The 21,878-nt window shown below is 47.8% G+C and carries 19 protein-coding genes, 1 pseudogene and 1 riboswitch; of the genes and pseudogenes, 6 read left to right on the forward strand and 14 right to left on the reverse strand.

Translation table 11 applies throughout. The features are described from left to right. Window positions 1-258: 258 nt before the first annotated feature. The 4 genes from ACBP55_RS37405 to ACBP55_RS37420 form a co-directional block, all read right to left on the reverse strand. Window positions 259-1,053 carry an ABC transporter ATP-binding protein gene (locus tag ACBP55_RS37405; RefSeq protein ID WP_307606130.1) on the reverse strand — a complete coding sequence of 265 codons (795 nt, stop codon included), beginning with the start codon at window positions 1,051-1,053 and terminating at the stop codon, window positions 259-261. Beyond that, on the reverse strand, window positions 1,053-1,967 hold the full coding sequence (locus ACBP55_RS37410; protein ID WP_464648617.1) for an ABC transporter permease: 915 nt from the start codon (window positions 1,965-1,967) through the stop codon (window positions 1,053-1,055). Before ACBP55_RS37410 ends, ACBP55_RS37405 begins: the two co-directional genes overlap by 1 nt. A 69-nt stretch (window positions 1,968-2,036) precedes the next feature. Beyond that, on the reverse strand, window positions 2,037-3,092 hold the full coding sequence (locus tag ACBP55_RS37415) for an ABC transporter substrate-binding protein (RefSeq protein WP_464648619.1): 1,056 nt from the start codon (window positions 3,090-3,092) through the stop codon (window positions 2,037-2,039). Between the two features lie 202 nt (window positions 3,093-3,294). Further along, complete coding sequence (locus ACBP55_RS37420; protein WP_464648621.1) at window positions 3,295-4,317, reverse strand: Gfo/Idh/MocA family protein; 1,023 nt, start codon at window positions 4,315-4,317, stop codon at window positions 3,295-3,297. A gap of 166 nt (window positions 4,318-4,483) precedes the next feature. On the opposite strand from ACBP55_RS37420, the gene ACBP55_RS37425 reads away from it, so the two are divergent. Beyond that, on the forward strand, window positions 4,484-5,095 hold the full coding sequence (locus ACBP55_RS37425) for an FMN-binding negative transcriptional regulator (RefSeq protein ID WP_464648623.1): 612 nt from the start codon (window positions 4,484-4,486) through the stop codon (window positions 5,093-5,095). A gap of 592 nt (window positions 5,096-5,687) precedes the next feature. On the opposite strand, the gene ACBP55_RS37430 is transcribed toward ACBP55_RS37425, so the two are convergent. The 5 genes from ACBP55_RS37430 to ACBP55_RS37450 all read right to left on the reverse strand — a co-directional run bounded on the left by ACBP55_RS37430 (window position 5,688) and on the right by ACBP55_RS37450 (window position 11,156). Then, entirely contained in the window at window positions 5,688-7,502 is a 1,815-nt protein-coding gene (locus ACBP55_RS37430) for an ABC transporter ATP-binding protein (RefSeq protein WP_464648625.1), read from the reverse strand. A 133-nt stretch (window positions 7,503-7,635) separates the two neighbouring features. Then, window positions 7,636-8,568 (reverse strand): NAD-dependent epimerase/dehydratase family protein, encoded by a 933-nt coding sequence (locus ACBP55_RS37435; protein ID WP_464648627.1) that lies wholly within the window; start codon window positions 8,566-8,568, stop codon window positions 7,636-7,638. 79 nt (window positions 8,569-8,647) lie between these two features. Then, a complete protein-coding gene (locus ACBP55_RS37440; RefSeq protein ID WP_464648629.1) occupies window positions 8,648-9,517 on the reverse strand; it encodes a MerR family transcriptional regulator in 870 nt (289 codons plus the stop codon). A 7-nt stretch (window positions 9,518-9,524) separates the two neighbouring features. Beyond that, window positions 9,525-9,920 (reverse strand): VOC family protein, encoded by a 396-nt coding sequence (locus ACBP55_RS37445; RefSeq protein ID WP_464648631.1) that lies wholly within the window; start codon window positions 9,918-9,920, stop codon window positions 9,525-9,527. Window positions 9,921-9,977: 57 nt separating this feature from the next. Next, window positions 9,978-11,156, reverse strand: a complete 1,179-nt coding sequence (locus ACBP55_RS37450) for a GGDEF domain-containing protein (protein ID WP_464648633.1) — start codon at window positions 11,154-11,156, stop codon at window positions 9,978-9,980. A gap of 228 nt (window positions 11,157-11,384) precedes the next feature. On the opposite strand from ACBP55_RS37450, the gene ACBP55_RS37455 reads away from it, so the two are divergent. The 4 genes from ACBP55_RS37455 (at window position 11,385) to ACBP55_RS37470 (ending at window position 13,847) form a co-directional block, all read left to right on the forward strand. Further along, a complete protein-coding gene (locus ACBP55_RS37455; RefSeq protein ID WP_464648635.1) occupies window positions 11,385-12,548 on the forward strand; it encodes an iron-containing alcohol dehydrogenase in 1,164 nt (387 codons plus the stop codon). Window positions 12,549-12,728: 180 nt separating this feature from the next. Next, complete coding sequence (locus ACBP55_RS37460; RefSeq protein ID WP_464648637.1) at window positions 12,729-13,112, forward strand: VOC family protein; 384 nt, start codon at window positions 12,729-12,731, stop codon at window positions 13,110-13,112. 77 nt (window positions 13,113-13,189) lie between these two features. After that, window positions 13,190-13,501, forward strand: a complete 312-nt coding sequence (locus tag ACBP55_RS37465; RefSeq protein ID WP_464648638.1) for a hypothetical protein — start codon at window positions 13,190-13,192, stop codon at window positions 13,499-13,501. Further along, entirely contained in the window at window positions 13,485-13,847 is a 363-nt protein-coding gene (locus ACBP55_RS37470; RefSeq protein ID WP_464648640.1) for a hypothetical protein, read from the forward strand. The genes ACBP55_RS37465 and ACBP55_RS37470 overlap by 17 nt, the downstream gene beginning before the upstream one ends. Before the next feature lie 15 nt (window positions 13,848-13,862). On the opposite strand, the gene ACBP55_RS37475 is transcribed toward ACBP55_RS37470, so the two are convergent. From ACBP55_RS37475 to ACBP55_RS37495, 5 genes and pseudogenes are all read right to left on the reverse strand, one after another. Next, a complete protein-coding gene (locus ACBP55_RS37475; protein WP_464648642.1) occupies window positions 13,863-14,237 on the reverse strand; it encodes a VOC family protein in 375 nt (124 codons plus the stop codon). Between the two features lie 437 nt (window positions 14,238-14,674). After that, window positions 14,675-17,073: pseudogene (locus tag ACBP55_RS37480) on the reverse strand (ATP-dependent DNA helicase). A 126-nt stretch (window positions 17,074-17,199) separates the two neighbouring features. Continuing rightward, window positions 17,200-18,615 (reverse strand): M23 family metallopeptidase, encoded by a 1,416-nt coding sequence (locus tag ACBP55_RS37485; protein WP_464648644.1) that lies wholly within the window; start codon window positions 18,613-18,615, stop codon window positions 17,200-17,202. A gap of 107 nt (window positions 18,616-18,722) precedes the next feature. After that, window positions 18,723-18,950, reverse strand: a complete 228-nt coding sequence (locus ACBP55_RS37490; RefSeq protein WP_029199449.1) for a cold-shock protein — start codon at window positions 18,948-18,950, stop codon at window positions 18,723-18,725. Between the two features lie 149 nt (window positions 18,951-19,099). Next, on the reverse strand, window positions 19,100-19,300 hold the full coding sequence (locus ACBP55_RS37495; RefSeq protein WP_029199448.1) for a cold-shock protein: 201 nt from the start codon (window positions 19,298-19,300) through the stop codon (window positions 19,100-19,102). A 238-nt stretch (window positions 19,301-19,538) separates the two neighbouring features. Between ACBP55_RS37495 and ACBP55_RS37500 the strand changes: the two genes are divergently transcribed. Continuing rightward, entirely contained in the window at window positions 19,539-21,650 is a 2,112-nt protein-coding gene (locus tag ACBP55_RS37500; protein ID WP_464648647.1) for a multicopper oxidase family protein, read from the forward strand. Window positions 21,651-21,749: 99 nt separating this feature from the next. Beyond that, window positions 21,750-21,849, forward strand: a riboswitch (purine riboswitch). Window positions 21,850-21,878 lie beyond the last annotated feature (29 nt).

The following is a 21,878-nucleotide window of genomic DNA, read 5'->3' on the forward strand; positions in this document are numbered from 1 at the left end:
ACTGGCTCATAATTTTCTCCTAAATACGAAGTACTGTACGCTGCTACTCGTTCACGGTCAACCCGAACGTAGTCCTTTAGAACTAGTATAACCTATTGAAATGTCGAAAAATAGTGATTTTTGCGTAAGTCTCGCAAAAAAATGACGTTAAAGAAATTTGCTGTGCTGCAAGTTCCTTCCACCAGTATGATTCGATTTTTCATAAGAAAAAGCCTTCAGCCCAGGGAATCCATCCCTGTCGCCGAAGGCTTTCTATCTTTAACCCAACACCACGCGGTCATCCGACAGCTTGTTGCCGCTGATGTGCTCGAACTCACCGAGCAGCTGCTCCACGGTGAGGTCCTTCTTCCGTTCCTCGCTCACATCCAGGATGATGCGACCTTTGTCCATCATGATCAGGCGGTTGCCAAGACGAATCGCCTGCTCCATGTTGTGCGTGACCATCAACGTGGTCAGCTTCATTTCGCGCACGATGTCTTCGGTCAATCGTGTGATGAGCTCCGCGCGCGAAGGATCCAGCGCGGCGGTGTGTTCATCAAGCAGCAGAATCTGCGGCTTGGTGAACGTCGCCATCAGCAAGCTGAGGGCTTGACGCTCTCCGCCGGAGAGCAGGCCCACCTTCGCGCGCAGCCGGCCCTCCAGGCCGATGCCGAGGCGCTGCAGCTGTTCCAGGAACAGCGCGCGCTTGCGCGCGGTGACGCCGAAGCTTAACCCGCGCTTCTTGCCGCGGGCATACGCCATGGCGAGATTTTCCTCGATGGTCATTCGAGGAGCGGTCCCCGCCATGGGGTCTTGAAAGACGCGGCCAATCCAGCGGCTGCGCTCGTATTCCGGCAGGTGGTGGATGACCTCGCCGCCGATACGCACTTCGCCGGCATCCGGCGTCATGACGCCGGAAATGATGTTCATCAGCGTCGATTTACCGGCGCCATTACTGCCAATGACCGTGACGAAGTCACCGGGCTTGAGGTTCAAGTTAATACCGATTAGCGCGATTTTCTCATCTGCGGAACCGGGGTTAAATAGCTTAGAAACGTTCGAGAGCTGAAGCATTAACGATCACCTCCCTTGTTCATTTTCACAGCAAGGGCGATGAGTTCAGCCGAACGCCTTTTCGCTGTTGCTTTTTGCTTAATCGCTCGCTGCACGGAAGGAAGAACGAGCGCGATGATAACGATAATCGCGGTAATTAACTTCAAATCGGATGCTTTTAGCCATTCGACTCGCAGAGCCAATGCCACAACAATACGGTACACGATGGAACCGAGTACAGCAGCCAGTGTCGCTTGAAAAACCGTACGGGCACCAAAAATTGCTTCCCCGATAATAACGGAAGCCAGTCCAATGACGATCATCCCGATCCCCATCGAGATGTCGGCGAAGCCCGACTGCTGCGCGATGAGCGCTCCGGATAGCGCTACTAATCCGTTCGATAAGCTAACACCTAGAATCGTGGTTCTGTCTGTGTTCGCTCCGAAGCTGCGAATCATTCGCGCGTTATCGCCCGTCGCTCGCAGAGCAAGTCCCAAGTCGGTATGCAGGAACGCATCCAGCAGCAATTTGAACACGATGACAATAATGAGCACAACTGTAATCGGCGACATGGAAGTAAATATTGTATCGACATTGAGAAGTGAAATGTTCGGCTTGCCCATGATCCGCATATTAATGGAATACAAGGCAATCATCATAAGGATCCCTGATAAAAGCCCATTAATTTTACCCTTCGTATGGAGCAATCCCGTACAAGCTCCAGCCACAAGCCCGCCTGCCAAAGCAGCCAAACAAGCTAGCAGCGGCGAATAGCCATGAGCAATCATGATAGCTGCAACAGCTCCGCCTGTTGTAAAACTCCCGTCCACCGTTAGATCAGGGAAATCGAGAATGCGAAACGTGATATAAACACCAAGCGCCATCAGCGCATAGAGAAGACCTAGCTCGACGGCACCATTCATTGAATCCATCATGTGAATAACCTCCTACTTTGAAAAAAAGGGGTGAACGAAAGCGACGTTCACCCCTTTTGTGTCTTAACCTTACTGAATGATGTTTTTCTCTTTATCTTTTACTGCATTTTTCATCGCGTCTGTTACATCAATTCCTTGAGCTTTTGCTGCCTTCAGGTTTAAGATCAGATCCATTTTTTCAGGAACAGTTACTTTCATGTCTGCTGGTTTTTTACCATTCTTGAGAATGTCGACAGCCATTTGACCAACTTGGTAGCCATGATCATAGTATTTGAAGCCAACTGTTGCAAAAGCACCTTTTTCCACTGTATCGCGGTCACTGGAGAAGAACGGAATGTGTTTATCATTAGCAATTTGAATGATTCCATCCACACCGCTAACGACCGTGTTATCAAGCGTAATCAAGAAAGCATCTGCGCGCCCAACGAGGGATTGTGCAGCTTGTTTTACTTCAGACGTATTGGTAACCGGCGCTTTAATGAGCTTAATGCCGTGTTTCGTTAAGGTTTGCTCTGCATTTTTGGCCATGATAACCGCGTTAGGCTCTCCTTCGTTAATAACAAGACCAACAGTTTTCACTTTAGGCAAGTTCGCAGCAACGAAATCCATTAATTGTGCAACAGCCATTGGGTTCGTGTCCGAAGCTCCAGAAACATTACCGCCCGGCTTGTCCACATTGCTAACAATTTTAGCTGCAAGCGGATCTGTAACAGCTGCGAATAAAATTGGAGATTTCTTCACTTGCTGTACCAGAGCTTGTGCGGATGGTGTTGCGATACCAAGTACCAAATCGTAGTCGGCGGAAGCAATTTTTTGAGCAATGGATAAGTTATTCGGTTGATCGCCTTGCGCATTGTTGAAATCGACTTTCAAGTTGGTACCTTCCACGATACCGCCATCTTTAAGCGCTGCAAGGAAACCTTGACGTGTTGCATCCAGAGACGGATGTTCGACAATTTGGGAAATCGCGACTTTATAAGACTTTTGCGCGGCTGCCGTTGCTGCCGGAGTTGCTGAAGCCGCAGCGCTTGCTGCCGGGGCCGGAGCCGCCTTTTGCCCACAACCTGCTACGACCATAAGAACTGCTGATAATACGAATGATACGAGTGCTTTCTTTTTCAACATAATTACCCCTCTCTAAGTTCCCATTTATCGCTTGGACTCATTGCTCACTCACCACTTTAACGCTTTTGCGGGACACAGTGTGCGGATATGAAACACCCAAGGCTCCATATTAATTAACCATAGTTTAAAGGGCTCATGGGTTTCCGTCAATTGTTTTATCCGTATTTATAAGTTTTCTGTAAACATCTGGAGGAGATTGTGCTCAGGACTGCAGAGGAAGATAAAAGTCACGTAGCAATTCATCCATCACCCGATTCGTACGCGCCGCAGTCCGACCCGTACTAGGGCTTTTACCCCTACCCCGCAGCTCGTCAACCACCGATTGAATAAGGGGCTGTTGGACATGAGCCGGATAAGGAATTGCATACTCCTCGATCCGACCATTTGCCGTCTCCACGCGAATATCATCGCTGAACGTCGAAAACGAAATTTTCCCAAGATTCCCCGTAATTTCAGTAACATCACTGCGCTTGAACGCATTGAAACTCCAAATCCCAACACCCATGACACCAGACTCAAATGCATAGGTCGTTGTTACGATATCTTCAACTTGATACTGCCCCGACTGATTTCTGGCAAAACCTTTTACTTCGCCAATTGGGCCAAGTAAAAAATCAAGAACATCCAGCGTATGACTCGCCAAATCAACGAACAAACCGCCTCCGGAAAGCTCTGGCCTAATCCGCCACGGCAGTTCCTGTCCATCATCTTGCCTCATGGTTTGGAGAAAAGTCGTCTGTACGAATCGGACCTCACCAATGATACCGCTGTCAAGCAATCTCTTGATCTCAACAAATTTGGGCAAGCCTCTGCGATAATAGGCCACGAATAAAGGTACCTTTGCTTCTTCGCAAGCAGCTATCATGTCCAAACATTCCGCATGATTCCTCGCCATCGGCTTTTCCACATAGACAGGCTTTCCCGCCCGTGCTGCCAGCAGCGCATATTCCCGATGAAAACCTGGAGGTGTCGCGACATAGATCGCATTGACATTCGGATCGTTGACCAGCGCTTCCGCATCATCGTACCAGGCAGCAACTCCGTGTCTTTTGGCGTAATCTTCTGCTAGCGCACCATTTCTTCGCATGACAGCAACAAGCTCAGAACCCTCCGCCTTCTGCAAGGCAGGTCCGCTTTTGACCTCGGTCACATCCCCGCAACCAATAATACCCCATCGTACCTTATCCAATCTGTCCAAGCCTCCCAACAGGTCACAGTGATACATGATTTTATCCTACATATTCGACATGAGATCGTCTCCTCCTTGTGACCTTTTCTTATAAATGCAGCTGACAACATCATTGGTCTAATAGATTTATGATAAATTGGCACTTTTTCTATGCCACCTGAATGGCTATAATTTATGGAAACTAATCTAGGACGGTGAATATATGTACATTCCATCACACTTCGAAATAAAGGATGACCAGATTATTTACAATATTATCGAGCAAAATGGCTTTGCCACGCTGATTTCTCAGCATCAAGGCAGTCCATTCGCAACTCACCTACCCCTATCATTGGATAAGAAAAGAAAATACTTATTTGGACATTTTGCACGCCCTAATCCGCAATGGAAGGAGATCGAAAAGCAGGAGGTCTTAGCGATTTTTCATGGTCCGCATTGCTATATCTCTCCCTCTTGGTATGAGACTTCTACTACAGTTCCCACTTGGAATTACGTTGCTGTTCATGTATATGGCCAGGTTGAGCTTATAGAAGATGCACAAGTAGTGATGAATTCGTTAACTGATTTGGTTTTAAAATATGAAGAACCGAGCAGTTCCTATCAATTAGACCAAGTAGATGCTAGTTATTTAGCAGGTTTGAGTAAAGGTATTCAAGGATTTAGAATTAAAATTACTCGCATCGAAGGAAAGGCTAAATTGAGTCAAAACCATCCAACAGAGCGCCAAGAGCTTGTTATTCAAAGGTTAGAAAATAAGCCTGGTGAAGATGAACGTAAGATTGCCTCTCTTATGAGAGAAAATCTTGGAACTTGAATCCCTACTGCCTATATCCCGCCTCTCTTACTCCATTGTTGTAAAATCTACAACAATTGGGACCCATACTACCAAAAGTAGAAGTACATCCCTGATTCGAACAGACTGGGAACGTTAATTCAAAAGACCTTCATTTCGCACAATAATTAGCAGGTTCCATCGGGCAAAGTAGTGAGATGTTGTATTTCGTACAACAATAGGCGGGTTTAATCAGGCAAATTGGTGAAATGTTGTATTTTTTGCAACAAATCGATCGATTTCACTTAGGAAACCTCGTTTCTAGCTCAAATTGTTGTACGAAATGCAACATGTCGAGCTGAAATGGTCCTAAAGCAGTATATTGTTGTACATTGTGCAACTTGGACCTGTCTTGTGAAGCAGCGGAGATTGGACCTATCGTGAAACTGCCGTCGGCCAACACCATGTCGTGATACTGCTCCTCAAGACCCCCAACAACTTCACCCATAGGCTTCAATGGCAAAAAAGCGCGCATATACGCTAGCCCCTCAACTATCCGAGCTACTAAAAAAGCGTTCCAAACCCCATCATACCAGGGTTTGAAACGCTTTTCGCATTCTTGGCTCATCCTATTTTACGAATGAACCTCCACAGTTGCCACAGATTCTAACTGCGAGTGATCCGAAGACATCTGATCTTGCAGCTGCAGCTGCTGCGTAGCAAACTCGCGGTACATCTCGTGGGACTCCAGCAACTGCTGGTGTGTACCGCTGCCTGTCACGACGCCTTTGTCCAGAAAGATAATTTGGTCGGCATCTACGACCGTCGACAAGCGATGCGCTATTACTAGCGTGGTGCGTCCTTGCATCAAATTTTGCAGGGCTTGCTGCACAACAACCTCCGATTTACTGTCCAGACTCGATGTCGCTTCGTCCAGCATCAGTATCTTCGGATCCCGCAGCAAGGCTCGCGCAATGGCGATCCGCTGACGCTGTCCACCTGACAGCTTGATGCCGCGTTCACCGACCTCGGTCTCATACTTCTGCGGCAGCTCCTCGATAAAGTCATCGGCATACGCCATCTGTGAAGCCCGCTTCAGCTCCTCCATCGTCACTTCATGCTGCAGTCCGTAACAGATATTGTCCCGAATCGTCCCGGCAATCAGCGGACTCTCCTGCGAAACATAGCCAATCTGACTCCTCCAAGAGATGAGCGAGAATTGATCAATTCGGTCGGCCCCCAACGTGACTGAACCCTTTTGCGGCGCATAAAATCTTTCCAAAAGAGAGAACATCGTCGTCTTACCGCTGCCGCTCGGTCCTACAATTGCCGTAACCTTGCCCGCTTCCATGGTGAAGCTGACATTTTTTAGAACAGAGTCCCCTTCTTTGTAGCTGAAAGATACCTGATCGAAGTGAATCGACTGCGAGGCATTCGTGACAGGTACTCCGGCATGCGGATTCTCTTCTTCATAATCGAGTACCTTCAGGATCGTATCAGTCGCCCCCATCGCCTTCTGTACCTGATTGAAAAACTGTGTAATTTGCGTAATCGGCGCAACAATTTGGAACAAATACAGCATGAAAGCAACGAGCTGACCAGCGGAAATAGCCCCGGAGGCAACCTGCATGCCGCCATATCCGAAAAGCACAACAAACAGCATCAGCATGACAAAAGTAACAAGCGGCGCCATTAATGCTTGAATCCGACCTTCTTTCAGCCCGAATTTGAAGAGCTTTTGAATCCCTGCGGCACCTTCTTTATACTCAACAGGCTCGGCGTTGGCTGCCTTCACTAAGCGCATTTCCGATAGCACTCGATTCAGCACGGAGGTGAAGCTGGCTGTCTCGGCTTGCATGCCTTTGGATATTTTAAACATTTGCCGCCCCAGCGGAAAAAGAATGACGAAGGCTATCGGGAATACGCTGAACATGATGAGCGTCATTTTCCAATCCATAAACAGAAGCACCACAATAGATCCAATGATCGAGATGATCCCCGTGACGAAACCCGCCATATGCTCGGCAATGAGTCCCTTAATAACAGCTGTATCATTCGTCATTCGAGAAATCGTATCCCCCGTCTGATGGCTATCGTAGTATCTAACCGGCAGAACGAGCAGCTTCTTCCACAAACGATCCCGAATGCCGGCCACAACGCGCTGTCCCGCAAAGTTCAGTAAGTACACTGAAACCCCGGAAGCTACAGCCGATGCAACAAAAGCGATCGCCATACCGCCAATCTGTCCCCAATTCAGGGAACTAATGGAGAAGCTGTCAACGACATTCTTCGTAAACAGCGGGATTACCAACCCCACCAATGTTGAAATAATACTTAACCCTAGTGCTATGCTTAATACGAGCTTGGGCGGGTTAGCCTGTGCGAGCAAACGAGCGAATCCACGCCAGTTGCTCTTACCCTTTAGCTCTTCTTTCCTTGTAGCTGTCATCTATCTCTACTCCTTTACCGATTGGATGTTCATCCGTCTCTCTGGTATGATTCCTTACCTAGGTATCATACACTTCTATTTTAAACGGAATATAAACAAGATCCCATCGGCCTCCAGGCGGAGAAGCAGCCTCTTATTTCTTTATCCTCTCGCGATAGTACGCGACTGTCTCGGTAAGCGCTGTACGCAGCGGCGTAGGTCCCGCTTCTCCGCCAAAACGTTGTACAAATTTCCTGCTATCCACGACAAAAGGCTGCTCAAATTGATAAAGCATCTCGATAACCTCCTTGGCTGCCGGTATGAATAGACCGCCCAGACGGAGCATTCCACGGCCCATCGTGCCAATGCGCGGAGAGTGCCCTGCAGCCTCGTAGGCTAGTTCCGCGAATCGCCGAGCGCTTACGGTCTCTGCATTTGGGACGTGCCATACCTGACCGAAGGCATCTTCATGCTCACTCAAGGTCACGAGGGCTCGACCGAAGTCGTCTATATACGTAAAGGTATGCAGCGCATCAGGGTTCCCAAGCAGTGAAATCGACTTCCCAGCCGCTACCGGTGTGAAAAAGCGCGAACCAACGGACGAGTTTTCTACCTGCGGTCCAAAGAAATCAGACCCTCTGCCGATCGTTACTCTCACGGTCCCTTTTTGGTGTAAATCCAACAGCTCGCGAGCAACTTCAGCCCTTACCTTGCCTTTACGCGTGGAAGCCTCATAAGCCAGCCCTTCATGGATCGCCCCCTTAACTTCGCCGTACATGTAGAGGTTATCCCCCATGATTAGATCCGTCCGATGATGGGCAGCTGCTTTCGTAATATGGCTCATCATTCGCTGAAACAACCCATCCCACTTATGATAAGGAGGCTGCGCGCATTGAAAAACGTTTTTTGCCCCTTTTAGTGCAGTTAGAGCACCGCTTTCACTCATCAGATCTGCTTGCATCACCTCAACACCATCAGGCACACTTGCCCTGCCCGAGGAGTTAACCATTCTGACTTTCTTCCCTTTCCTCAAAAGCTCTTTCATGACGGCCCTGCCCAGCGGACCCGCTCCCAATATGACTTCCATGCTGCATCCTCCCAAATGGTTTTCGCCAGAATGACCGGCTGGCTTCTTCTTATGAAAACAACAATAAACCCTATAGCAGCTATAGGGTCAATACGTTTTTCACAGGAATTTGAAGATCAACAATAAAGTCATCTGTATTGATCATATGGGTAAAATCAATCAAATACCGCTCCAGCACAGGACCGTTTTCTTCATAGCCGTTCAAGCTCATCCAATCCCTTAAACGCTGGAACAGTGACTTGCACGTATCTTCATTAGGAAAACCCGGGTATACCGCGGATATGTAATCCCCGCCTGGCAGCCACCGGGTAAAGGCAGGTTCGGGCTTACTTGGCAGCAGCGGCACACAGATCTCAATATCGGAGTCGCCTCTGTCAAACGTCAGTAGATCTTCATGGTAGATGGTCAAAATGTGTCCATCCATCGTCAATCCGCTCTCTTTGATCCGGTCCATCAGCGCCATGAAGCGTATAACCGAAGCCTCCATCCCGCATTCGTCACGTTTGCGTTCGAAAGCAACGAAGCGATCCGGATATGTCTTCAGCTCTACCACGACTTGCGAATGCTCGAATTCGTTACGCAGCTGCCTTTGGGCGTCCAAATGCCGCAGCCTTTGATCAATCGTGCCGACGACCGTTTCCAGCGTGCGAATCGTTTCTTCCGCTTCCGCCTTCTTCCCACGCATTAGCTCCGGGATACCGTCCATGCTTTTGCTTTTGAGAAACTGACCGATCTGCTCTAACGTGAACTGCATACTCTGCAGGTCTTGAACAATTTTAATCGCAAGAATATCTTGACTGGAGTAGTATCGATAGCCATTCTGCCCATCCACACGGTGCGGCTTCACAAGCCCAATTTTGTCATAGAAATGGAGGGTCTGGATCGAGGTCTGACATATTTTTGCCGTCTGTCCAACGGTATATCCCTGGCTGTTTGGCATAGTTTTCATAGGATGATTACGATTCAGTTGCTATCTGCCAGATCACACCGAAAGGATCTTCCAGACGACCGAACATCGTTCCCCAGAACATACGTTGGAAAGGCATTTTCACAATGCCGCCATCTGAAAGTCCTTCAAATATACGACGAGCTTCTTCTTCGCTCTTAAATTCCAGCGTCAAATCCAATCCGTGGCCTCTATCCACTGTATCTTTACCTGAATCAGCCATGAAGAAGCGAAGGCCAAGAGCTTGCAGTTCTAGATGCATGACGCGATTTTTGATAGATTCATCCGCATCCGGCATATCCGCGAAAGTACGAAGGCTAACCAATTCCCCGCCTAGTGCCTTCACGTAAAAGTCAGCTTGTTTTCTTGCATCACTGCTGTAAATGTATGGAGTTAACGTTGCCATGCTGCTTCCCTCCTAATTAGTAATCGTTGGATACAGACCGATCATACCATCTCTCGCCTAGGGAAGTGAATACGATCCCCACACTAAGCGGTCTCTTCCTTGCTCCTTCGCTTCATACAAAAGTGCATCCGCTGCAGCTACGAGTTCTGTCGCCCTTTGCTCCTTGTCACGCACCGTTGCTCCAAAGCTCATGGTAATATGGAACTTGTCCTCGTCAGTACCGAACTCAAGCACGCGCAGCCTTTCTCTGAATTCATTCAGCAGATCACTAGCGAAATGCCGATCCTGCGTGTATAAAATGATGACAAACTCCTCACCACCATAGCGGAAGGCACTGCCATGCTCACTAGGAATGCTCGATTCAAACAATGTTCCGATCGACCGCAGAACCGCATCCCCTGCCTGGTGACCATACTGATCATTAATGCGTTTGAAATAATCAATATCTGCCATAACGAGGGTAAAATGCTGCTGCTTCGCAATCGTTTCCTTGATCTCCTCTTGGAAGCTGCGGTGATTATAGAGCCCGGTTAGGTAGTCTTTTTTAGCTAAATTCTCAAAAATGCCCTTCTCTACAAAGTGCTTTCGCTCCCGCGCCACGATGATGCCGCCAATCACACCGATCATGATCAAAAAGGCAAAATTGAAAAAATGCCGCGGCAGATCTTCTATTATAAAACCGCCATCGACCGTGATAACAACACCGATATAACCAAGAATCACCATGAGGGTTGCCACCATGGCCCCAACGAGACTCCAGTATAATGACGCATGCAAAATAACCAGATAAGCAATTGGATATACGGGACTCTGGGTACCTCCGGTTAGCGAAATAATCGCTACAAAGGCCACGTAGTCTAACAGCACTCCCGTCCTCGTTGTGTAGTGATAGAAGGCAGAGTCAATGGGACTGCGATGTATGGCATATTCCGTTATTCCCATATAAATAACAGCAAAGACAAATAGACTCATAAAAATGATCAGATCTAATGTCGTTTGATGATAATACTTCATAAATAGAATGGTTGACGTCGGTACAAAAAACCACCGTACACAACAATAGGCAATTTCCAAAATGCGGTCAGATCTTCTAGTCACACGCACGGTGCAATCACTTCCTTGATATGGCATTGTAGACATTTGAAATTCTATGGAAATAAGAGGAAGTCCTGCCTCGTTCGATTTATCTACAACTTTTCTTGCCGAGTACCTTCGATTTACTTGCCACAGCTTCATCTTAATATCATTTCCTGATTAAAGGAAGAGCTTACTTTTTTCTTCATTTTGTTACGAAGGATGGGACTATTTACTGTTTCGGAGAGATCGGTCTTTCACGCGCTAGGAATCTAAGGCAGAGGCTGTCGTCATTCCTTAGTAGAGGCTAAATTTTGTTTTTCACTGTTTCTTCGATACAATGAAAGGGTAAGAACATTCTACCCACAGACTCACTGAGGAGGTAATTTAATGAATAATTTTACGTTTTATAATCCAACCACACTGCATTTCGGTCAGGGACAACTGGAGAAATTAACAGCTGAGGTATCCAAATATGGTAAGAACGTGCTGCTCGTCTATGGCGGCGGAAGCATTAAACAGAATGGCATTTATACGAATGTCGTTCATCTATTGAAAGGCTTGGATGTAAATATCTTCGAACTGAGCGGTGTAGAGCCTAACCCAAGGCTTACAACTGTTCATCGTGGTGTTGAAATGTGCCGCAGCCAGAACATTGACCTCATCCTTGCCGTCGGCGGAGGCAGCGTCATCGACTGCGCCAAAGCGATTGCTGTTGGAGCAAAGTACGTAGGTGATTTCTGGGATATCGTTACACGGAAGGCTTCTGCAACGGATGCGCTGCCTTTGGGAACTGTCCTCACAATCGCGGCAACGGGTTCAGAAATGAACTCCGGTTCAGTTATTACGAATTGGGAAACCAAAGAGAAACTCGGTTGGGGCAGCCCGTTCTCATTCCCTAAATTTTCGATTCTTGACCCCGCCCATACGACTTCCTTGCCAGAAAATCAAACCGTTTATGGCATGGTTGATATCATGTCTCACGTGTTTGAACAGTATTTCCATCATACGCCTAACACACCGTTGCAGGATGGCTTCTGTGAAACAATCCTTCGCACGGTTATTGATACGGCTCCGCGCCTGCTGCGAGATCTAGATGATCTGGAACAACGCGCAACAATTCTATACAGCGGTACAATGGCGCTTAACGGAGTCCTAAGCATGGGCGTTCGCGGCGATTGGGCGACCCATAATCTGGAGCATGCTGTATCAGCCGTTCACGATATTCCGCACGGCGGCGGTCTTGCGATCCTCTTCCCGAACTGGATGACCTACACACTCGATGCCAACGTGGCTCGGTTCAAACAGTTCGCACAGAACGTCTTTGACATTGATGCGGTTGACAAGTCGGACCGCCAAGTTGCGGAGGAAGGTATTGCGGCACTCCGTGAATTTCTCGCCTCCATTGGCGCGCCAAGCCGACTGTCCGATTATGACATCGACGACTCAACCATTGAGCTCATGGCTGATAAAGCCATGGTTTATGGGGACTTTGGCAACTTTAAGAAGCTGAATCGCGAAGATGTTGTGAATATTTATCGGATGTCCTTATGATAAAGCGGTTTTCGGGAATCGAAAACTTATACTTTCTTATGTGATAAAAATAGGAGTGAGTTGACATTATTGTCAGCTCACTCTTTTTCTTTCTGGTGAAAAGCTGCAAATCATTTACAGACAAGGTTTCCTATGAAATACTTAGAGGGAAATTATCCCTTTTATGGAGGTTGGGTTGATATGAGCGAGGTTCGTGTGTCAAGTCCGATTAAGAATCGAATTAGCAATGTCTTTATTCCCGTTCGGAATATTATGCTTGCACGAGATTGGTACTGTAAGTTACTTGGTGTAGCTCCTGACGGGGATATCTTGTTCGGGCACCTCTACGCTCTTCCCATGGATGGAACATCCCTTGTGCTAGATCAAATGCCCATGTGGGGCGGCAACGAGCCTGGCGGCCCTCCAACTTATCAAACACCTGCTTTTATGTTTCAAACCGAGAATATTCAAGCATCTTATGAATTCATGAAAAATAATGAGGTGGAGCTTGTTACAGAGATCCAAAATGAGCAATGGTTCGCATTTCGAGATCCGGACGGTAACCTACTTATGGTTTGTAAATAAACGTAAGCATGAATGAATGAGTAGACAGTCTCCATCAGCATCTGAATACTTAATGCAACAAGGATCATACTATATCCATGACAAAACTTACTTTTACAGCCGATCAATTAGTCAGTTCCACCACGGCTTCCAAAAAATTTGGCGAACTGCGTAAAAAAGCCAAGAATCTGCCCCAATTCATCACCGAGAATAGTGTCGTCGATACAGTTTTGGTTGGGTACCCTTACTTCGAGCAAATGTTTGAACGACTGGCTCAGCTTGAAGAACAGGAGGAAGAGCGCATCCTGAATGAACGAATAGATCGACTTACACAAGACCCAGCCTCCATGTTGAATTGGAATGAAATCCGCAAAGAACCACACGAAGGAGCGATTGGCTATTCGTTTTGATGCAGGAGCAGCTCAGGAGTATTGGCAGTTGGATAATTCCGTATTAGATGAAGTGAATCAAGCCATTGATGAATTGAGTTACCGAGCGAATGAGGTTGGCGAAGAGCTTAGCTTTAGTTCAAATCCTAAATTCGCAGGTTGTAAAGCGATTACCCTACAAGAGGCTGGTATCCGAATTGTTTTTAAGATAACAAACGATATGGCAGAAATTCTGCGTGTTGCCCACGTTTCTAAAATAATGGCTGCCGACGCGCCTAATTATAAGGCATTGGACCATTTTCCTGGCAACCATCGAAATGAATTCATTTTAGCTATTCAAAAATGGAAACAAGAACATGAGCTTTAATACCGCGTATTCTTATCAAAGCCATTCAATAAATTCAAGGCGATTGCCGAATGGGTCATTCAAATAGCATCGTTTTACGCCCTCGTCGTCTCTTACATCGTCTGGGATGGTTTGTATGTTAAGATTCATCAAATATCGCTGCAGCTCGTCTAATTGGCTGACCTGAAAGGCTGGATGAGCTTTAGTCGCAGGAACAAAATCCTTTTGAACCCCGATGTGAACCTGATGAATACCGCATTGAAACCATACACCGCCGCGTTTTCTTAAGTTCTCAGGTTTCGGGATTTCTGTCCAGCCTAGTAATTTGGCGAAAAAGTTTCTCGCCTCATCTTCACAACCTTCAGGAGCCGCTAATTGAATGTGGTCAATCCCATGAAATGAAAAATTCATACATAACCCCTCCAAAGAAAAATTTCACACGGTGAAACACGGTTTCATTTTCTCTTTAATTTTATCAATAACTTCCTATAAATTCCACTGTTTTTTTGTGATTAATGAGTTTGGTGAGCTATGGCATGTTAGACATTTCATTTCATTGGAAATAATCCAATAGATTCTCTATTCAAGCTGTAAAAATCATAATTTCATTGGAATTTATCCAATGGAAGGGCATTGATTTCACCCTAAATCGCTCTTTCAAAACACTTCTATTGGAAAAATTCCAATAGCACAAGGTATCCATGAAACTATATCAAAAAAACACTGTAAAAAATCCAATGGAATCCATTGATTCCCACAATTTCAGAGATTTACTTCCTGCTGCAACGAAAGGCGAAGATCCCTCTAGATAAAAGGGTTCTTCGCCTTTTTGCAAAGCATAACATAATCTACTGACGCTGTGCCTGCAGCACCGTGTAGTCGCGCCACTCTTCTGGCAGTAGACGTTGATACAGCGGCTGAAGGTAGCGGTCGTCGATCAACAGCAGAACGCCGCGATCCGTTTCGGAGCGGATCAAGCGCCCGCCAGCCTGCTGCACTTTGTTCATACCCGGGAACACATAGGCATACTCGTAGCCGTTTTTGCCGGTTCTGTCCATGTACGCTTTGATAAGGTTGCGTTCTGGCCCAAGCTGCGGCAAACCGACCCCGACGACGGCCACGCCTGTTAGCCGGTCTCCTACCAGATCAATGCCCTCCGAGAAGATGCCGCCCATCACTGCAAAGCCTACAAGCGTCTTCTCCGATCCCGCTTGAAACTCCGCCAGAAAGTGCTCCCGCTCCTCCTCCGACATCTGCGTTTGCTGCACGAGAACTCGGAGCTCCCTTTCCTCTGGATACAATGCCTCCTGTTCACCAACGAGGTCAGTGAAAGCCTCATATACGCTGCTCATATAAGCATACGAAGGGAAAAACACCAAATAATTACCCGAACGCTTCGCCAGCAGCTCATACAGCGAGCGGGCAATCGGCTCGCGGCTGCGCTCACGATCCTGGTAGCGAGTTGAAAGAGGCTGAACGAAGACATCCAGCTGCTCTTTGGAAAAAGGGGACGGCACCGTCACGGAATAGTCGTCCTCCCCAGCTCCAAGCGTGTCCATGAAGTAGGACAGCGGCGAGAGGGTAGCTGAGAAAAACACATGCGACCGATACCCCTTGCCCATCTGCCGGAGCAAATGGGACGGATCGAGGCAGAACAGCTTCACGCTGACCTCGTTCCTGTCACATTCCATGAACGTCACATACCGTTCATCGTACAGCTTCGCAATGCGCACAAAATTTTGTGCGCCGAAGTAAGCCTCCAGCAGCAGCGGAGCCGCAGGAGGTGCTGCCGTCGCGGGCTCGATCTCTGCGCCTTGCAGGCTTCCACCGCTTGCCAAACCTCTGGCGCCTGCTCCGGCCAGCTCTTTTTCCGCTGCTGCAATAAACACGTCCAGCAGCCCAATCAATGCCTCCGGCAGTTCCTGCTCCACCTGCATCTGGCGATCCCCGATCTGCTTACGCATCGCAATAAAGTACTGATTAATAGCCTTGGCCGCATCATGCAGCTCGGCTCGAGCGCCCTTGAACTCCCGCTGCAGCGCAAGGAAATCCGATTTATTTAAACTGCTTGAATACATCTCGCGCGCACGGTCTACTAAATTATGTGCCTCATCTACCAGGAGCAAGGTTTGCCGCTTCTGTTCCTCAAACAGCCTTTTTAAATTCACACGAGGATCGAAAATATAATTGTAATCGCAAATGACAGCATCTGCTGCATAGGCGACATCGAGTGAAAATTCAAAAGGACACACCCGATGCTTTCGCGCATATGACTCAATGACTGTGCGGGTCATGATCGTCTCATGTCTCAGTAGATCGAGCACAGCTTCATTAACTCTGTCATAATAGCCGTCGGCGAACTCACAATGCTCCTTCGAGCACCGCACTTCCTCCTTAAAGCAGACTTTCTCCTTCGCTGTGATCGTGACGACTTGCAGTTGAAGCCCCCGGCCTGCAGTAGCGAATAGGCTTCTTCCGCAGCGGTACGGGTCGTTGTTCTCGCCGTCAAATAAAAGATCCGCTGCAGCAGTCCCTCACCAATTGCTTTGACCGATGGAAATAGGGTCGACATCGTCTTCCCGATGCCTGTAGGCGCCTTGGCGAACAGCTTGCGTCCTTCGTTTATCGTTTTGTACACCGCACCGGCAAGCTTACGCTGCCCTTCACGATAACTCGGGAACGGAAAAGAAAGCTCCTTGATGCTCTGATTCCTACCCAGTTCATGCTCGTATCTCGCCTGCGCATAAGGATAATACCGCTCCACCACGTCAAGCATGAACTGCTCAAGCTCGTCCGATGATGCTTCCACAACAAATCGCCGAGTCGCTTCCGTATCGACCTGCATATACGTAAGTTGAATTCGCATTCGGCTTAGCCCTCGATCCTTGGCCACCATATAGGCATAGCATTTGGCTTGTGCCCAGTGAACTGGATAGGAATCCTCCTCGATCTGTCCAATATCGGATGAGGTTGATTTGATTTCGTCCACGGTAACCGTCACGCCATCCACATCCATCAGAAGCCCGTCACAGCGCCCATCAATGACAAATAAAAGATCCTCATAGGGGATCTCTGCCGAAACATAAACCTCATGCTGGTCCGACTCGCCGTATTGCTTCTGCACTTTTTGATGCGCTTTGGTCCCTTCCGTCAGCGCCCGGCTTGTCCGAAAACCTGACTCAATGCTGCCGCTGCGATACACATATTCCACCAAGGAGCGCACGGAAATGTTGACGTTAGAGGTCATCTCTCTTTTTCTCCGTCCTAGAACATTTGTTCCTTATTGTAGCATGCGCCGGCACCAAATAGCTACTTCTCTCACGATCACATAAAAAAGGACACCCTCTCTCTGTTCATGCTGAGAGTTGGTGTCCTATACTATTTTACCCCTTCGGCTGAACCCAGCGAAAAGGTGTCGTATTAAAAAACAAGTTCGGATTGACCTGCACATTGTGCGCCCAAAAGGCAAAGTGCAAATGCGGCCCGGTGAGAAACCGGTCGTGCCGACGAGCCCAATGATATCGCCCTGCTTGACCCGATCCCCTGCTTTCACGCGCAGCTCCGAGAGATGGGCGTACTGCGAGAAAAGCCCCATACCATGGTCGATATAAATGGCATTGCCGGTCAAATATAAGGGTTCCGCTAGCGCGACGACCCCGTCGTTCGTTGCTTTGATCGGGGTACCTTCCTTCGCGGCCAGATCAATGGCCAGATGAGAGCTGTCGTATTTCCCGTTTACATAACGGGTGTACCCATACGGTGTCGTCAAAATCCCCTCGACGGGCTGCACGAACGGCCCGCTGAACAGAAACTCCGGCTCGGACTTACTTCGCGCCAGATCGATCTTCTTCTGGTCGGCTGCAATGCGCCCCGTGTCCTGCTTCATGCTTTCCATCTGGGCAGTTACCTTCAGATACTGCGTCTCGAACTTCTTCGGTTGAATGGTCAGCGTCTGATCACCGATCGGATATTTCCCTGGCTTTGCACTCATCGTAATCGGCAAATACGTAAAATATCCCGTCCCATAAGGTTGAAGGGTATACGTTTTATCCAACCAAGTGATACTCCCAGGTTCGTTATGCCGCACCAACACCGCATCTCCTGGGGCTGCGCTATCCGGAACCAGCTTCCACTTCGAGCCGATGACCGCTTTGGCATCCTCCTTGGTCCCGTAGAGCGCCGATTCCATCTTCAATTCCTGCAGATGCTTTTTCTCCTTCAGAATGGCCTCTTTGACCTCAGCCGTCATACCGTCCACCCAGGTCTGTCCACCATCAGTCGTGATGAGCAGCGGGTTCTTGCTATCCTTCGTGCTAGCGAGAAGCACCCATCCGATGCGAGGGGTCAGGAACTGCGATTGCTTCACTTGCAAAGAGGCATTGCCCACTGTGACCGTAAGCGGTTTGGGGCTGTCCTGACCGGTCGAGCCTAAACTTGCCTCAAGGCTAAGCAGTTCCGTAATCGGCCCGTCTGTTGGCAAGGAGCCTCCCGCTTCCTCAGCGGAGATGTCTGTTCCGAGCGCTTCTTGCCATTTTGCCCCGCCATCCTCTGTTCTCGCGATCCCATCTGCATATTTCACCCAGCCGCGATCAAAGTCCAACATTCGAAATTCCACAGACTCTCGCGGTGGTGGCGTTGGCAGCGGTGTCGCTACTGCAACTGCAGGCGTATTGTCTTTCCAAGAGAATGGTGCACCGAATGGCGATTTGCCAATCAAAACCACCACACACGCGGCAAGTAGGAAAGCGCCGGCCAAAAGCGGCCAATGACGACGTTTTGTTGATTTCACTGACATTTATCCTCCCCAGCTTACAAGTGAGTTGTTTCTTATATGCCTACTTCTTCCGTGGGAACACAAAAAACCCGAAGACATCCGTGCCTTCGGGTTTCGTTATATTAAATTTGCACGCCCTTTTTGAGCGCCTTCTGATCCGTATTCGTGTTATTAACTAAAGGAAGTAACTTGACACTTCGAACCATAGTGGACTGACATAAATGACAAGTCGGCACGTGATCGAATGCAAAATTATCTCGCATCCAGCCTTTACAGCCTTCTTTTTCACAAGACCATACCGTCACATTTTCTAGAGGCATCTCTTCAAGCGACTTTTTTCTGGAATACATGGATAAACCTCCTTAGAGTTTTACGTTAGTAAAACTAGCTTGGTAAGCAGTGACGCAGCGTTCTGCTATTGGCAAAACGTTCTCCGCCCTCATAAGCTAAATTGAAAAAGACTGCCATTACACAAGTAAAGGCAGTCTTTTTAATTATATTACAGTTTTACAACGTTTTCTGCTTGTGGTCCGCGGTTGCCTTGAACAACGCTGAACTCAACGTGTTGGCCTTCGTCCAAAGTTTTGAAACCGTCGCCTTGGATTGCGGAGAAGTGAACGAATACATCGTTGCCGCCTTCAACTTCGATGAAACCGAAACCTTTTTCTGCGTTAAACCATTTTACTGTACCAGTAGCCATGAGAAATACCTCCAAAAATTATTAACATGTTTTTTATTCTTCAAAGAGAAAAAATTCACACATTGTATAAGGTTCACTAACAAAAATGAAAACCCTTTACAATATGTGAATTCAGGTTCTTTTTGTCGATTGGATTCATCATACCATACCCCTCATGAAAACGCAAACTATTTCCAGTTGATTACATACAAAGTAACCGCTTACCTCAAGAAGTTATCGATTCTTAGGAGGGTTTTCATTGTACAGCATAAGTGTTCTAATCATACTGTTTGTTAGTTTATTATTCCTCATATTCACCTGGATAGGGAGCGTCAAAGCGTCCCGATTACTATATAACCAGAGTCTGGAACGGATGCACCGCAAGGCAAGCAAGCTGCTTTTCTGGTCATGGTTTCCAGCTATTCCAGCTGCCATAATCATTGGAGCTATTGTCTGGATGCAGCAATCCATGGATCCGGTCTTCTGGCAAGACCGTGTGTTTATTCAAGCTCCACTGGTAGTTCTTCCTATTTTGACCATATGGTTCGTATCGGTTCCTAAACTGATCAAATTGCGTTCCTTAACGAAACAAAACTTAACCGAGCCCGGTGCTGCAATTGAACCAACTATTTACCATAGAGCTGCTAGCCCCGGTCTCATTATTCCTTTTCAAATGACGGCTCTAGGCGCGCTAACCGCTTTATATTTCTCACTCGTGCCTCCGGTTCCATTTCGATGGTTGGACATTTCCATACCTCTGGCTGCCTTTGTACTCGCAACGGTTGGACTTTGGTCGAGACATCAAATTCGCTTCAAGCAGGTAAGTAAAATGGAAACTTATGTCGTTCCTACGTTATGGAAACGCGCCTTAACAATGGTAGGAGTTTGGGCTGTTGTGGCTGGGTCTGCCTATTATTTATTTATACTGGCAATGAACAACAGTCAATTGCCAGCGGAAATTGATATGGCAAGCGGGACACACGATTATGGCGGGCAGGCAGTAACGGCGAATATGAGTCCGCACAATCACGGAACAGAGGGTACGAACGGCTCCTCTTCTGCCAAAATGGTGTCTGTTGCTGACCTTAAGGGTCCGCTCGAAGGGACGCCGGATCGCCATTTTACACTTACAGCTCAGAAAAAAACGGTCACACTTAGCTCTGGCAAAACCGTGGATGCATGGACGTACAATGGGCAAATTCCAGGGCCGGAACTGCGTATGAAACAGGGAGAGTTGGTCGAGATCACTTTGGTCAACGAGGATATCGAGCATGGCGTTACTGCGCATTGGCATGGTTTGGATGTGCCGAATGCCGAGGACGGCGTTGCCGGAGCCACGCAAAATGCGGTTATGCCGGGCGAGAGCTACACGTATCGCTTCCGCGCAGAGCAAGTGGGCACTTTCTGGTATCACTCTCACCAAGATTCACAAGAGGCAGTGAGCATGGGACTCTTCGGAGCGTTAATCGTTGAGCCGAAGGTGGAAACCCTGCAGCAAGTGAAGGACATCACGGTCATGACACATCGCTGGAAAGGCAATAATTTCGCCATTGGCGCGTCAGATCAATTAGAACGCATGACAATCGCGCCAGGGACGCCTGTCCGCATGAGACTTATTAACACAGACGATTGGGTGCAGCAAAAATACACCCTTGTCGGCACTCATTTTGAGGTGGCAGCGATTGACGGAACGGAACTGAATAAGCCTGATGTATTGACTAATACACATTTGGTAGTGACTACAGGTGGTCGGTATGACATCACGTTCATCATGCCAGAGCGTCCTGTGTACCTGAAGGTTGGCGATAACCGCAGCAGCGGCATATTGATGTCACCAGACGGAAAGGGAGAACTTCCCGAGCTTCCTCAAACGGTCGCTTTCGATCCCCTTCACTATGGTACCCCGACCTCAACACCCATTGATGCAAATAGTCGGTTTGATCGAAATTTCACCTTAATTTTGGATAATAAACTGGGATTCTACAATCGTAATCTGAATTTCCTTTATACGTTGAATGGCGAAGTGTTCCCGACTACACCCATGCTAATGGTGAAAGAAGGCGATCTCGTCAAAACGACTATTGTGAACCGCGGTAACGTCGAACATCCCATGCACTTACATGGTCATCATGTGCTTGTGCTGTCTCGCAATGGCAAACCATCCACGGGCAGCCCTTGGTGGTCCGATACGTTGGCTGTATTGCCAGGAGAAACTTATGAGGTAGCTTTCGTTGCAAATAATCCAGGACTATGGATGGATCATTGCCATAACCTCGTACACGCCGCAGCTGGAATGACGATGCATCTTATGTATGAAGGCATTACGACGCCATTCTCGGTAGGAAGTGGAACGATCAATCATCCAGAATGATTGACTCCGTTTTCATAAAAGAGGGAGGGGATGTTAGATTACGTAACACACTGTTGACAAAATGGCCTGTATCCGATTACGCTATAGGAAAGCAGGAACGGAACTGAATACTACCCATTTCGTATAACCTTAATAATTGGATTAAGGGTCTCTACTTAGAAACCGTAAATTTCTAGCTACGAAAAATGTGCGCATGTCAGGCATATTTTTCATGGCTAGTTTTTTTGT

The organism is Paenibacillus sp. WG02 (genome assembly GCF_055396115.1).